Source organism: Thauera sp. WB-2, assembly GCF_027594845.1.
Lineage (GTDB): Bacteria > Pseudomonadota > Gammaproteobacteria > Burkholderiales > Rhodocyclaceae > Thauera > Thauera mechernichensis.
The window spans coordinates 2236133-2249047 of the sequence record NZ_CP088935.1; the positions used below are offsets into that span (position 1 = coordinate 2236133).

The window sequence follows — 12915 nt, forward strand, 5'->3', positions numbered from 1 at the left end:
GTCGCTCCTGACGGGATGGGCAGCGCTCAGACGCTGGCGGCGAACTTCTCGTAGTGGAAGCTGTTCGGTTCGACCTTGCGTTCGCGCAGGTCATGGGCCACAGCCTCGACCATCGGCGGGGGGCCGCACAGGTAGATGTCGACATTGCCGTGGTCAAGGTGGGCCGGCTCGATGTGGGCGGTGACGTAGCCCTTCTTCGGCCAGCTGCTGTCATCGGCGACGACGCATACGTCGTAGCTGAAGTTGGGTAGCGCGGCCTTGAAGGCATCCAGGCGCTCGAGCTCGACGACGTCGGCGTCGGTGTTGACGCCGTAAATGAGGTGGATCGGGTGGGCGCTGCCACCGCCGGTGACGAGCTTGTCGAGCATGGCGAGGAAGGGCGCGAGGCCGGTGCCGCCGGCGAGCATCAGCACCGGGCGTGCGACGTCGCGCAGGTAGAAGCTGCCGATCGGGCCGGCGAGCTTGATGGTGTCGCCGGCCTTGGCGGTGCCGGTGAGGTAGCCGCTCATAAGGCCGTTGGGTACGTTGCGGATGAGGAAGCTGACCTTGCTCTCGGCAGGCATCGAGCTAAAGGAGTAGGCGCGCGTCTGCTCGGTGCCGGGCACGGTGAGGTTGGCGTACTGGCCGGGCAGGAAAGCGAGCTTGGCGATGCCTTCACCCTGGAGCACCAGGGAGAGCGTGCTCGGCGACAGCTGGCGCACTTCGGCCACGGTGGCGGTGAGGGTAGCGTGCTTGATCTTGCACACCTCGGACGAGGCGGGCACGTTCACCACGCAGTCGCTCTTGGGGTGCATCTGGCAGGTGAGGACGTAGCCGAGCCTGGCCTCTTCTTCGCTCATCGCGTCGTCGATGTAAAAGCCGAGCTCGTACTGGCCGGATTCGGCCTTGCACTTGCACGCGCCACAGGCGCCGTCACGGCAGTCGATTGGGACGTTGACGCCCTGGCGGTAAGCGGCGTCGGCCACCGTCTCGGTGGCGTTGCAGTCGATGAAGCGGGTGACGCCGTCCTCGAAGTTCAGCGCGATCTTGAATGTCATGGTTGTCTCTCCGGGATGGGGCAGGGTCGCCGCTGTCTGCGCAAGCTGGCGCCCCGCCCTCGTTATCAGACGTGGTACACGTCGATGACGTGACGGATGTAGTCGGTCTTCAGAACGACCTTCTTGAACTTGATCACCGGGTTGGCGCCCGATACGTCGAGGGTGTAGAAGCTCGTGCCGCAGAAGTGGTCGGTGTGGTTGTAGCGCACGCTCATGGTGTGCCAGTTGAAGCGCAGCTTGACCGTGTTGCCGTCCTGCGCCAGCACCTCGATGTTGCTGATGTGGTGATTGGTGCGGGTGTCGGGGATGGTCGCGCTCGAACGCTCGGTGCGGATGCGGAATACGCGGTCTTCCAGGCCGGCACGGCGGCCGTACCAGATCAGCGAGATTTCGGACTGGGGGTCTTCGGTCAACTCGCCGTCGTCATCCCAGGCGGGCATCCAGAAGGTGCAGTTCTCGTCGTACATCGCCAGCCAGCTGTCCCAGTCGCGATCGTCCAGGTAACGGGCTTCGCGGTACAGGAAGGCACACAGGTCTTGGTAGCTCAGGCTCATTTTCTCGTCTCCGCTCAGGCTTGTGCTTGTTCGGCCGCAAGGGCCTTCTTCATCTGCTCCAGCCAGTAAGTGTGCTGCGCCACGTACAGGCCTTCGTCCTCGGTCTTGACGCCCGAGAGGATGGGCTTGAGGCCGATCTTGTCGGCTTCCTCGTCCGGGCCTTCTACCCAGTGCTCGGCGCCGCGCGCCATGTCGTTCCACTCAAGGGCGCGGCCCATGAAGCCTTCCTGGCAGGCGCGGAATTCCTCGAGATCGTCCGGGGTGGCCATGCCCGAGGCGTTGAAGAAGTCCTCGTACTGGCGGATGCGGCGCGCACGCGCTTCGGCCGACTCGCCCTTGGGCGCGATGCAGTAGATGGTGACTTCGGTGCGATTGACGTCGAGCGGGCGGAACACGCGGATCTGCGAGCTGAACTGGTCCATCAGGTACACGTTCGGGTACAGGCACAGGTTGCGCGAGTTGCCGATCATCCAGTCGGCCTTGGCCTCACCGAACTCGGCGACCAGGCGGTCGCGCTGTTCCATCAGCGGACGGTCCTCGGGGTTGTCCCAGCGCGTCCACAGCAGCAGGTGGCCGTTCTCGAAGGAGTATGAACCGCCGCCCTTCTTGGCCCAGCCGCCGGCGCTCATCGCCTTGATGTCGTCACCGGCGTCGCGGCTTTTACGCTGCGCCTGGGTGGCGGCGTAGTTCCAGTGCGTGGCGGTGACGTGGTAGCCGTCGGCGCCGTTCTCGGCCTGCAGCTTCCAGTTGCCCTCGTACACATAGGTGGACGAGCCGCGTAGCACCTCAAGACCTTCGGGCGACTGGTCGACGATCATGTCGATGATCGCCTTCGATTCGCCGAGGAAGGCTTCCAGCGGCTGCACGTCGGCATTCAGGCTGCCGAACAGGAAACCGCGATAGGACTCGAAGCGGGCGATCTTCTTGAGGTCGTGAGAGCCCTCACAGTTGAAGCTCTCCGGATAGCCGGTCTCGGTCGGGTCCTTGATCTTGAGCAGCTTGCCCGAGTTGTTGAAGGTCCAGCCGTGGAAGGGGCAGGTGTAGGTAGCCTTGTTGCCGTGCTTGAAGCGCGCGAGTGTGGCGCCGCGGTGGGCGCAGGCGTTGATGAAGCAGTTGAGCTGGTTGTCCTTGTTGCGGGTGATGAACACCGGCTGGCGGCCAATCTTCGTCGTGTAGTAATCGTTGATCTTCGGCAGTTGGCTCTCGTGTGCGAGATAGACCCAGTTGCCTTCGAAGATGTGCTTCATCTCCAGCTCGAACAGTTCGCGGCTGGTGAACATTTCACGCTTGCAGCGGAACAGGCCTTGGGCCTTGTCCTTCTGGATCAGTGCGTCCAGGTATTCCATTGTGATCATCGCCGAGGTCTCCGATGGTGTTAGTACGGAGTCCGCATCGTAGGTAGGGCGGCGGCGGCGAAATATCCAGTTTCTGCACGATCGCTATCCACTCCTTGCATACGCCGTTGCGTGCACAAAGCGGATAAGCATCGTGCAGAAACTGGATATTGCCGTTCCCCGGCACCGCCTAATCTGCGCTCCACACGAAGCCCGGGCGCCATCGCAAAGCGTTTGCCGGCCAGGACCCGGTGCTGCGTGAATGGCGAGGCCGTCGCGGTGCCCGAGCACGCGGAAGGCCTCCCGCCCCCTGACCACAAGGAGAGAGGAAATGGCGACAAGTGGTGTGATGCGTCCCGGACATATCCAGCTGCGTGTGCTGGACCTGGATGAGAGTGTCAATTTTTACCGCAACGTGCTCGGACTGGTCGAGACGGGCCGTGACGCCGCTGGCCGCGTCTACTTCAAGGCCTGGGACGAGCGTGATCACAACAGCGTGGTCCTGCGCGAAGCCGAGCAGGCAGGCATGGACCTGATGGGTTTCAAGGTCAAGGACAGGGCCACCCTCGAACAGCTCGACAAGGATCTCCAGGCCTACGGCGTGCAGACCGAGCGCATCCCGGCTGGCGAACTGCTGGAGACTGGCGAGCGCGTGCGTTTCACCATTCCGACGGGTCACGTCATGGAGCTTTACGCCGACAAGACCGACGTGGGCAACGGCCAGCCCTACACCAACCCTGATCCGTGGATTCCGGCCGCAGAGCACGGCATCGCGCCGCATCGCTTCGATCACTGCCTGCTCTACGGTCCGAACCTGGAGGACAACCTCAAGCTGTTCACCGAGGTACTGGGCTTCCACCTCGTCGAGCGCGTGCTGCTCGAGGACGGCAAGTCGCTGCTGGCGACCTTCATTTCCTGTTCGCACAAGGCGCACGACCTCGCTTTCGTCGCCCACCCGGAGCCAGGCAAGCTACACCACCTGTCCTTCCTGCTTGGCAGCTGGGAGCAGGTGCTGCGTGCGGCCGACATCATGTCGATGAACCGTGTATCGATCGATATTGGCCCGACCCGCCACGGCATCACCCGTGGTACCACGATCTACGCCTTCGACCCCTCCGGCAACCGTTTCGAGACCTTCTGCGGCGGCTACGAGACCTACCCTGACCATGCCCCGATCACCTGGACCTTCGACGAGGTCGGCGCGGGCATCTTCTATCACGACCGCAAGCTCAACGAGCGCTTCCTCACCGTCGTGACCTGAGCCTGACCCAAATTCGAAACTGCTCCAAAGGAAGAGACAAATGGACAAGCACTATAAAATCGTTTGCAACCTGATCCTTGGTGCCGCGCTCGTGACGACCGGCATGGGGTCGGCGCTGGCGCAGGACAAGGTCAAGGTCGGCCTGATGCTGCCCTACACCGGCACCTTCGCGGCACTCGGCAACAACATCACCAACGGCTTCAAGCAGTACGTCGAGGAGAACGGTGGCAAGCTCGCCGGCCGCGAGGTGCAGTACGTTGTTGTGGACGACGAATCCAACCCGGCGCGTGCCACCGAGATCGCCCGTCGCCTGGTAACCCGCGACAAGGTCGACGTGCTGATCGGTTCGGTGCACTCGGGCGTGGCGCTTGCCGCCGCGCGCGTCGCCGCCAACACCAAGACGCTGATGATCGTGCCCAACGCCGGCGCCAACGAGATCACGGGTGCGCAGTGCTCGCCCTACGTGTTCCGTTCCTCCTTTTCGGCCTGGCAGCCGTCCTACGCAATGGGTGAGGCGCTCGCCAAGCGCGGCGTCAAGAACGTCGTCACCCTGGCATGGAAGTACTCCTTCGGCACCGAGTCGGTCGAAGGCTTCACCGAGGGCTTCACCAAGGGTGGCGGCAAGATCGTCAAGGACATGAGCCTGCCCTTCCCGAACGTGGAGTTCCAGCCCTTCCTCACCGAGATCGCCGCGCTCAAGCCCGACGCCGTGTTTGTCTTCTTCGCCGGCGCTGGCGCCGCCAAGTTCGTGAGCGATTACGCTGCAGCAGGCCTCAAGGGCAGCATCCCGCTTTATGGCCCGGGCTTTCTGAGCGAGGATGTTGCGGCCATGGGGGGCGCCGGCGAGGGGCTGCAGACCACGCTGCACTACGCCGACGGCCTCAATACTGAGCGTGACAACGCCTTCCGTACCGCTTACGCCGCTGCCTACAAGGCGCAGCCGGACGTCTACGCGGTGCAGGGCTACGATGCGGCGCAGATGTACCACGCCGGTCTCAAGGCCGCCAATGGCGACCCTGGCAAGCTCGACGCCGTGATCGACGGCATCCGCGCAGCCACCATCGACAGCCCGCGCGGCAGCTTCACCCTGTCCAAGGCCCACAACCCGGTGCAGGACATCTACCTGCGCGAGGTCAAGGACGGCAAGAACGCCGTCGTCGAGGTCGTCTCCGCCGGGCTCGAGGATCCTGCCCGCGGCTGCAGCATGTAAGCGTCCCGCTTCCCTTCCCAACTCAACGCATACGTCGTCCCGGCAGGCTTGCGCCTGCCGGGCGGGGGATAGTCATGGATTTCGCGAGCTTCCTGATCCAGGTGCTGAACTCGCTGCAGTACGGCTTGCTGCTTTTTCTGGTGGCGAGCGGGCTGACGCTGGTGTTCGGCATCATGGGCATCATCAACCTGGCGCACGGCAGTTTCTACATGATCGGCGCCTACCTGGCCTTCGTGCTTACGAGCGCGACCGGCAGCCTGGTGCTGGCTATTGCGCTTGGCATTCCGCTGGCACTGATTTTCGGTGCTCTCCTGGAGTGGGCGCTGTTTTCCCACCTCTACAAGCGTGACCACCTCGAGCAGGTGCTGCTCACCTACGGCCTCATCCTGATCTTCGAGCAGCTGCGCAGCCTGCTGGTGGGCGATGACGTGCACGGCGTGGCCATCCCGGCCTTCCTCGACGCGTCTATCCAGCTCACCGAGGTGATGAGCTATCCGGTGTATCGCCTGGCCATCTCGGTCGTCTGCATCGTGCTCGCGGTGGCGCTCTACTACGTCATTCAGCGTACCCGCCTGGGCATGATGATCCGCGCCGGCAATGACGACCGCAGCATGGTCGAGGCGCTGGGCATAAACATCAACATGATCTATCGCGTGGTGTTCGCGCTCGGGGTGGCCCTGGCTGCGCTCGCCGGCATGCTCGCCGCACCGATCTCCTCGGTGTTCCCGAACATGGGCAGCCATGTGCTGATCATCTCCTTCGTCATCGTCGTCATCGGCGGCATCGGTTCGGTGTGGGGCGCGCTGGTTGCTGCGCTGATCGTCGGCTTCGCCGACACCTTCGGCAAGGTTCTGCTGCCCGAGATCTCCGGAATGATCGTGTACCTGGTCATGGCCGTGGTCCTGCTGTGGCGCCCCGAAGGCATCCTGAAGAAGGGCTGAGATCATGAACGTCAATGCTTCCCTCATCGTCAAGCTCATCGCGGTCGCCGCGATTGCCTGTGTGCCCATGTCGGGCGAGTCCTTCTACGTCGAACTGGTGGCGAAGATGCTGCTCATGGCGATCTTCGCCATGAGCCTGGACCTGCTGGTGGGCTTCACCGGCCTGGTGAGCTTCGGCCATGCGGCCTACTTCGGCATCGCCGCCTACTCGGTGGCCCTGTTTACCGCCAAGTTCGGTCAGATGAGCCTGTGGGTGATGCTGCCCGCGGCCATCCTGCTGTCGGCTGCAGCTGCGCTCGTGATCGGCATCTTCGTGATCCGTACCAAGGGCATCTATTTCATCATGGTCACGCTCGCCTTCGCCCAGATGGCGTACTTCGTGTTCCATGACACGCCCCTGGGCGGTGGCTCGGACGGCGTCTATGTGGACGCACGGCCGACCGCGGCGATCGGCAGCTGGGTCCCCTTCGACCTGGATAACGAGCTGCACATGTTCTATTTCGTGCTCGTCATGATGCTGCTGGTGTACCTGTTTCTTCATCGCGTGCTGCAGTCGCCCTTCGGTCGCGTGCTCATGGGCATCAAGAGCAACGAGCACCGCATGCAGTCGCTGGGTTACTTCACCTTCGGCTACAAGCTGGCCGCATTCACCCTGGCGGGCGCGCTGGGCGGGGTCGCCGGCTTCCTCTACGCGGTCCTGTTCGGCTTCGTCACCCCCGAACTGCTGTCGTGGCACGAGTCGGGCAACGTACTGCTGATGGTGATCCTGGGCGGCATGGGCAACCTTGCGGGTGCGGTACTGGGCGCCTTCGCCTTCGAGGCCATGCGCGAGTTCTTTGCCGATATCACCAAATACTGGCAGTTGCTGATGGGGGGCGTCATCGTGGCCCTGGTGCTCTTTCTGCCGGGTGGGCTGACCGCAATTCCGGGCCGCATCAAGCGCGCCCTGCAGGGAGGTGGCGCAAAATGAGCCAGACCAGCAAGAACGAAGTGTTGCTCGAGGCGCGCAAGCTCACGCGTCGCTTCGGCGGCCTGGTGGCCAACCAGGACATCGACGTCACCCTCGAGCGCGGCATGATCCACGTGCTGCTCGGCCCCAACGGGGCAGGCAAGTCGACCTGCATCAACATGCTGTCGGGCGACCTGCCGCCCTCCGAAGGCGAGATCCGCTACCTGGGCAAGGACATCACCCGGCTCAGCGCGGCGCAGCGCTCGCAGGAAGGCATCGGGCGCAGCTACCAGCGCACCAATATCTTCCCTCAGTTCACCGTGCTCGAAAACGTGCGCCTGGCCGCGCAGTCGCGCCGCCAGCAGCCGTGGCGCATCTTCAGCAAGGCCATGGAGCAGCAGTGGGCGCTGGAGAAGGCGCGCGCCTGCATCGAGGAGGCCGGCCTCGGCAGGCGCGTAGACTGGGTGTCGGGCGTGCTCAGCCACGGCGAACAGCGCCAGCTCGAGATCGCCATGGTGCTTGCCACCGACGCCCAGGTGCTGCTGCTCGACGAGCCGCTCGCCGGCATGGGCTCGGAAGAGTCCGCGAGCATGGTCGCGGTGCTCAAGCGCCTGCGCCAGACGCGCGGCATCCTGCTCGTCGAGCACGACATGGACGCCGTGTTCGCAGTCGCCGACAGGATCACGGTGATGGTCAATGGCCAGTTGCTGGAGTGCGGTCCGCCCGCACAGATCAAGGCCAGCGTGGCCGTCCAGCAGGCCTATCTGGGTACGGAGGACAGCTTCCATGTCTAACATGCTGCTCGAAGCCAAGGAAGTTCATACCTATTACGGTGCCAGCCACATCCTGCACGGCATCGACTTCAGTATCCGCGAAGGCGAGGGCATCGCGCTCATGGGTCGCAACGGCATGGGCAAGTCGACGCTGATCAAGAGCATGCTCGGCATCGTCAGGCCCAGTCATGGCCGGGTGCTGGTGCGTGGTGACGACTACAGCCGCGCGCGCACCTTCCAGACTGCGCAGCAGGGCATCGCCTACGTGCCCGAAGGCCGTGGCATCTTCAAGAGCCTGACCGTGCGCGAGAACCTGCTGATGTCGGCGCGTGCCGGCATCGACGGTCGCCGCGAATGGACCTTCGAGCGCGTCATGGAGACCTTCCCGCGCCTGGGTGAGCGCATCAACAACGGTGGCTGGCAACTGTCGGGGGGCGAGCAGCAGATGCTCACCATCGGCCGCGCGCTGATGACCAACCCCGACCTGCTTATCCTCGACGAGGCCACCGAGGGCCTGGCGCCGCTGATCGCCATGGAGATCTGGCGCATCGTCAAGGAGATCCGCAGGACCGGGATCGCCACCGTGATCGTGGACAAGAACCACGGCGCAGTCACCAGCATCTGCGACCGCGCGATGATCCTGGTGAAGGGGCAGGTGGTGTTCGACGGCACCAGCGACGAGATCCGCGCCCAGCCCGAACTGATCCAGAAGCACCTCGGCGTCTGAGCCGGATGTGCCACAGCAGGAGAGATACGCCATGACCATCAAGTCACTCGACATCATCCACGACGAGCACCGCGCGCTCGCCGCCATGCTCAGCGGCCTGCGATCGATCGCCTCTGGCATCGAAGCCGGGCGCCTGAAGCCAGACTACGACCTGCTCGAGTCGATGATCGAGTACATCGACAAGGTGCCGGAGAAGGTGCACCACCCGAAAGAGGACCAGTACCTCTTCGCCAAGCTGCGCCAGCGCTGCGCCGAGGCACTGCCGGTGATCGAGCGTCTGGAGACCGAGCATCGCCAGGGCGACGCGCGCATGGCCACCTTGCGCGACGCGCTCGCCAGCTATCGCCAGCAGGGCGATGCGGGCTTCCAGGGCTACCACGAGGCGCTCAAGACCTACATCGAGCAGGAATGGAAGCACATGAACACCGAAGAGCGTGAGGTGTTCCCCCTTGCCAAGGCGCATCTGACCGCGGAGGATTGGGCCGAGATCGACGCCGCCTTCCTCAGTAACCAGAACCCCTGGGAAGGTGCAGCCGGCGAATACCGGGCGTTGTTCTCGAAGATCGTCAACATCGCGCCCGCCCCCGTCGGACTTGGCGGCTGAGTCGCCGCGGGCGGCGCCAACTCTGGAGCATCATGGGCATGACCGAACACGCAGGATTCGACTGGGACGACCGTTACTTGCTGGGCTACAACGCGATGGATGACACCCATCGCGAGTTCGTCAGCCTGGTCGATGCCTTGCTGACCGTCGAGGATGCACAGCTCGCGGCTGCGCTCGACGCCTTTGCAGCCCATGCCGAGGCCCACTTCGAGCAAGAGAACCGTTGGATGGACGTCAATGGTTTCCCGGCGCGCGACTGCCATGTCGATGAGCACGCCAAGGTGCTCGCCTCGGTACGCGAAGTGCAGCAATTGCTCGCTGAGGGCAAGGTCGAGGTGGTCCGTGAGCTTGCGGTGGCGCTCAAGGACTGGTTCCCGGGGCATGCCGACTACATGGACTCTGCACTCGCGCTGTGGATGGTGAAGCGCTCGCACGGCGGTGCGCCGCTGGTCTTCCGACGCGAGAGCGCAAAGAGCAGCTGAGCACTTCATACAGTCATCTCCCTCCCCGGAATCACGTTTTTGTCGTGGTTGCTTCCGGCGTCCCCGCCTGGTGGGGCGTCGGGAGGATTTCGGGTTTGGCCCGCCTCGGCGGGCCATTTTTTTAACGACAACCCTTCTGCATCGAGAGGCCAGCACATGGAACACAAAGCCATCAACCCGCCCGAACTCTTCAGCGGCAAGGCGTTCAGCCAGACTTACTCGGTCTGCGGCGCACAGCGCATGATCTTCGTCTCCGGCCAGGTCGATTGCGACTGCGACGGCAAGGTGCGCAACCTGGACGACCTGGAGGCCCAGCTAAAGGGCACGCTCGACAATATCGAGATCGCCCTGCGCGCCCAGGGCGCGAGCATGCATGACCTGGTGCACGTGACGATCTACGTGGTCGGGCTGCAGCCGGCCCAGACTACCCGCATCCGCGAGATCCGCTCGGCCTACTTCCATCCCGAGCGTCCGCCGGCGGTGACCCTGCTCGGCATCGAGCGCCTCGCCTTCGAAGGTCTGGTGGTCGAGGTGGATGTCATCGCCGCGCGCTGAAAGCGCACTCCCGGCCCCGGCCTTGCCGCGCCAGCGAGTGTGGGCATGGCCTGGAGCCGCCCATCCTGAGGAGGACGCCAGCCATGTTTCCGGGCTGGGTGCGCGGGTCGCCGGCTGCGTTGTCTCGTGGCTGATGGAGCGGCAGGACTTCGTGGCGCTGGTCAAGTGAGTGGGGCTGCTGCACTTTCACCGGCCTGTGGCGCTGATGCGCCCTAAAACGCTCACCCTGACGCTTGACGCCCTCCTAGCCGCCTTCTAGAATGCGGCCTCTTTGCATGGGGGCGGTTAGCTCAGCGGTAGAGCACTGCCTTCACACGGCAGGGGTCACTGGTTCGATCCCAGTACCGCCCACCACGACTGCGGTCGTGGCCCCCGGCAAGACCGATCACGCAGCGATCGGGCGGTTAGCTCAGCGGTAGAGCACTGCCTTCACACGGCAGGGGTCACTGGTTCGATCCCAGTACCGCCCACCAGCACACCACGACAAAGCCGGCGCCCTTCGCGCCGGCTTTGTCGTTCACCGCCCTGTATCGATCGCATGCGCCAGCGAAGGGCTTCCTGCCGGCGCTGGGCGCGCCATCGCGAGTGGAGCCGCAGGACCGGGCGGGGGTATGCTTCGCAACGCTCGCATTTTTCTGCCTCCCACTTCTTCGCCTGCGGAGCACCACGCGCATGCCAACCCCTCATCCTGCGGTCGCCTACCGCATTTGCCCGTCAAACCCCGGCGCCCATCTGTTTGCGGTGAGCTGCACAGTGGCCGACCCCGACCCGAGCGGGCAGGTGTTCCGCCTGCCGGCGTGGATTCCGGGCAGCTACATGATCCGCGACTTCGCGCGCAATATCGTGCGTCTGCGTGCCGAGAGCGCCGGGCGACCGTGCCCGGTCGAGAAGCTCGACAAGCACAGCTGGCGCGTGTCGCACCCGGTCGCCGGTGAGCCGTTGGTGCTGCACTACGAGGTCTATGCCTGGGATCTGTCGGTACGTTCCGCCCATCTCGACCGTACGCATGGTTTCTTCAATGGCACCAGCGTGTTCCTAGCCGTCGAGGGGCGCACCGACATGCCCTGCGAAGTCACCATCGAGCGCCCGGAAGGCGCCGAATTCGCCGACTGGCGGGTGATCACCAGCCTGCCGCCCGCAGATGGACGCCCAGGCGGAGAGGGCAGCGGCCGCTTCGGACGCTACCTTGCCGCCGACTACGACGAACTCATCGACCACCCGGTGGAAATGGGTTGCTTCAGCCTGGCCCGCTTCGAGGCCGGGGGTGTCGCCCACGACATTGCGCTGACCGGACGCCACGATTGCGACCTCGAACGCCTGTGCGCCGACCTGGCACGCATCTGCACCTGGCAGATCGATCTGTTCGGTCGCCCGGCGCCAGTGGATTACTACGCCTTCCTGACCATGGTGGTCGGCGATGGCTACGGTGGCCTCGAACATCGTGCCTCGACGGCGCTGCTGTGTGCGCGCGAGGATCTACCCTGGAAAGGGATGCAGGGCCTGCCCGATGGCTACAAGTCCTTTCTCGGCCTGTGCAGCCACGAGTACTTCCACACCTGGAACGTCAAACGCATCAAGCCCGCCGCCTTTGCCTCCTATGATCTGTCGCGCGAGAACCACACCAGGCTGCTGTGGGCGTTCGAAGGCTTCACGTCCTACTACGACGACCTTGCGCTCGTGCGCAGCGGCGTGATCGATCCGGAGGACTACCTCGGTTTGCTGGGCAAGACGGTGTCGAACGTGATGCGCGGCAGCGGTCGGCTCAAGCAGAGCGTGGCCGAATCATCATTCGATGCGTGGACCAAGTACTACCGCCAGGACGAGAACGCGCCCAACGCCATCGTCAGCTACTACACCAAGGGCGCCCTGATCGCGCTCGCGCTTGATCTGCAGCTGCGCGCCGGCAGTGCGGGCGAACGCAGCCTGGACGATGTGATGCGCCGCCTGTGGGTCGAGCATGGCCAGACCGGTATCGGCGTCGCCGAGGACGGTATTTACCAGGCGGTGCGCGAGGTGGGTGGTGCCGGCCTGGGTGCGCGCCTGGCGCGCTGGCTTGAGCATACGGCCGAGGGTACGGAGGATCTGCCGTTGCAACGCCTGCTCAAGGGGTTCGGGGTGGACCTGGACGCAGAGGCCAGCATCCAGGCCCCCGGCCTGGGCATCAAGCTGGCCGCGGGTGAGGGCGAGGTGCGCGTCGCCAATGTGTTCGATGGCGGCCCGGCCCAGCGTGCCGGCCTGTCGGCGGGCGACGTGCTGATCGCGCTCGATGGTCTCAGGCTGAGCCCCAAGGGTCTGGAAGCGCAACTCAAGCGCAGGCAGGTGGGCGATCGGGTGGAGTTGCACGCCTTCCGTCGTGATGAGCTGATGCGCTTCAGCGTGGAGCTCGACCCGCCGGCAGTAGACAGGTACGTGCTCAGGTTCGCACCGCGCAGTGGCGAGCGCGCACGGCGCTTGCGCAAGGGCTGGCTGGGGCGCTGAGCGCGGCCGA

At 64.4% G+C, this 12915-nt stretch carries 13 protein-coding genes and 2 tRNA genes; 12 read left to right on the forward strand and 3 right to left on the reverse strand.

The features are described 5' to 3' along the window. Positions 1 to 26: 26 nt before the first annotated feature. The 3 genes from benC to benA all read right to left on the reverse strand — a co-directional run bounded on the left by benC (position 27) and on the right by benA (position 2946). Positions 27 to 1037 carry a benzoate 1,2-dioxygenase electron transfer component BenC gene (benC, locus tag LQF09_RS10215; RefSeq protein ID WP_002939582.1) on the reverse strand — a complete coding sequence of 337 codons (1011 nt, stop codon included), beginning with the start codon at positions 1035 to 1037 and terminating at the stop codon, positions 27 to 29. A 65-nt stretch (positions 1038 to 1102) separates the two neighbouring features. Then, on the reverse strand, positions 1103 to 1591 hold the full coding sequence (benB, locus tag LQF09_RS10220; protein ID WP_002929839.1) for a benzoate 1,2-dioxygenase small subunit: 489 nt from the start codon (positions 1589 to 1591) through the stop codon (positions 1103 to 1105). Positions 1592 to 1605: 14 nt separating this feature from the next. Further along, positions 1606 to 2946: a benzoate 1,2-dioxygenase large subunit gene (gene benA / locus LQF09_RS10225; RefSeq protein ID WP_002939586.1), complete on the reverse strand. Its 1341-nt coding sequence runs from the start codon at positions 2944 to 2946 to the stop codon at positions 1606 to 1608. 310 nt (positions 2947 to 3256) lie between these two features. Between benA and LQF09_RS10230 the strand changes: the two genes are divergently transcribed. From LQF09_RS10230 to LQF09_RS10285, 12 genes are all read left to right on the forward strand, one after another. Continuing rightward, positions 3257 to 4186, forward strand: a complete 930-nt coding sequence (locus LQF09_RS10230; protein ID WP_002939590.1) for a catechol 2,3-dioxygenase — start codon at positions 3257 to 3259, stop codon at positions 4184 to 4186. Between the two features lie 40 nt (positions 4187 to 4226). Then, positions 4227 to 5396 (forward strand): ABC transporter substrate-binding protein, encoded by a 1170-nt coding sequence (locus tag LQF09_RS10235; RefSeq protein ID WP_002929846.1) that lies wholly within the window; start codon positions 4227 to 4229, stop codon positions 5394 to 5396. A 74-nt stretch (positions 5397 to 5470) separates the two neighbouring features. Continuing rightward, on the forward strand, positions 5471 to 6337 hold the full coding sequence (locus tag LQF09_RS10240; RefSeq protein WP_002929847.1) for a branched-chain amino acid ABC transporter permease: 867 nt from the start codon (positions 5471 to 5473) through the stop codon (positions 6335 to 6337). Between the two features lie 4 nt (positions 6338 to 6341). Next, entirely contained in the window at positions 6342 to 7307 is a 966-nt protein-coding gene (locus tag LQF09_RS10245; RefSeq protein ID WP_270067910.1) for a branched-chain amino acid ABC transporter permease, read from the forward strand. Next, positions 7304 to 8080 carry an ABC transporter ATP-binding protein gene (locus LQF09_RS10250; RefSeq protein ID WP_270067911.1) on the forward strand — a complete coding sequence of 259 codons (777 nt, stop codon included), beginning with the start codon at positions 7304 to 7306 and terminating at the stop codon, positions 8078 to 8080. The genes LQF09_RS10245 and LQF09_RS10250 overlap by 4 nt, the downstream gene beginning before the upstream one ends. Next, positions 8073 to 8786: an ABC transporter ATP-binding protein gene (locus LQF09_RS10255; protein WP_270067912.1), complete on the forward strand. Its 714-nt coding sequence runs from the start codon at positions 8073 to 8075 to the stop codon at positions 8784 to 8786. The genes LQF09_RS10250 and LQF09_RS10255 overlap by 8 nt, the downstream gene beginning before the upstream one ends. Before the next feature lie 31 nt (positions 8787 to 8817). Continuing rightward, the gene (locus LQF09_RS10260; RefSeq protein ID WP_002929857.1) at positions 8818 to 9390 is read left to right on the forward strand and encodes a hemerythrin domain-containing protein; all 573 of its coding nucleotides are present in this window, start codon (positions 8818 to 8820) and stop codon (positions 9388 to 9390) included. Between the two features lie 38 nt (positions 9391 to 9428). Then, the gene (locus LQF09_RS10265) at positions 9429 to 9872 is read left to right on the forward strand and encodes a bacteriohemerythrin (protein ID WP_270067913.1); all 444 of its coding nucleotides are present in this window, start codon (positions 9429 to 9431) and stop codon (positions 9870 to 9872) included. Positions 9873 to 10028: 156 nt separating this feature from the next. Continuing rightward, a complete protein-coding gene (locus tag LQF09_RS10270; RefSeq protein WP_270067914.1) occupies positions 10029 to 10427 on the forward strand; it encodes a RidA family protein in 399 nt (132 codons plus the stop codon). 279 nt (positions 10428 to 10706) lie between these two features. Continuing rightward, positions 10707 to 10781, forward strand: a tRNA-Val gene (locus LQF09_RS10275). A 44-nt stretch (positions 10782 to 10825) separates the two neighbouring features. Then, a tRNA-Val gene (locus tag LQF09_RS10280) sits at positions 10826 to 10900 on the forward strand. A 199-nt stretch (positions 10901 to 11099) separates the two neighbouring features. Then, positions 11100 to 12905 carry a M61 family metallopeptidase gene (locus tag LQF09_RS10285; protein ID WP_270067915.1) on the forward strand — a complete coding sequence of 602 codons (1806 nt, stop codon included), beginning with the start codon at positions 11100 to 11102 and terminating at the stop codon, positions 12903 to 12905. Positions 12906 to 12915: the final 10 nt, after the last annotated feature.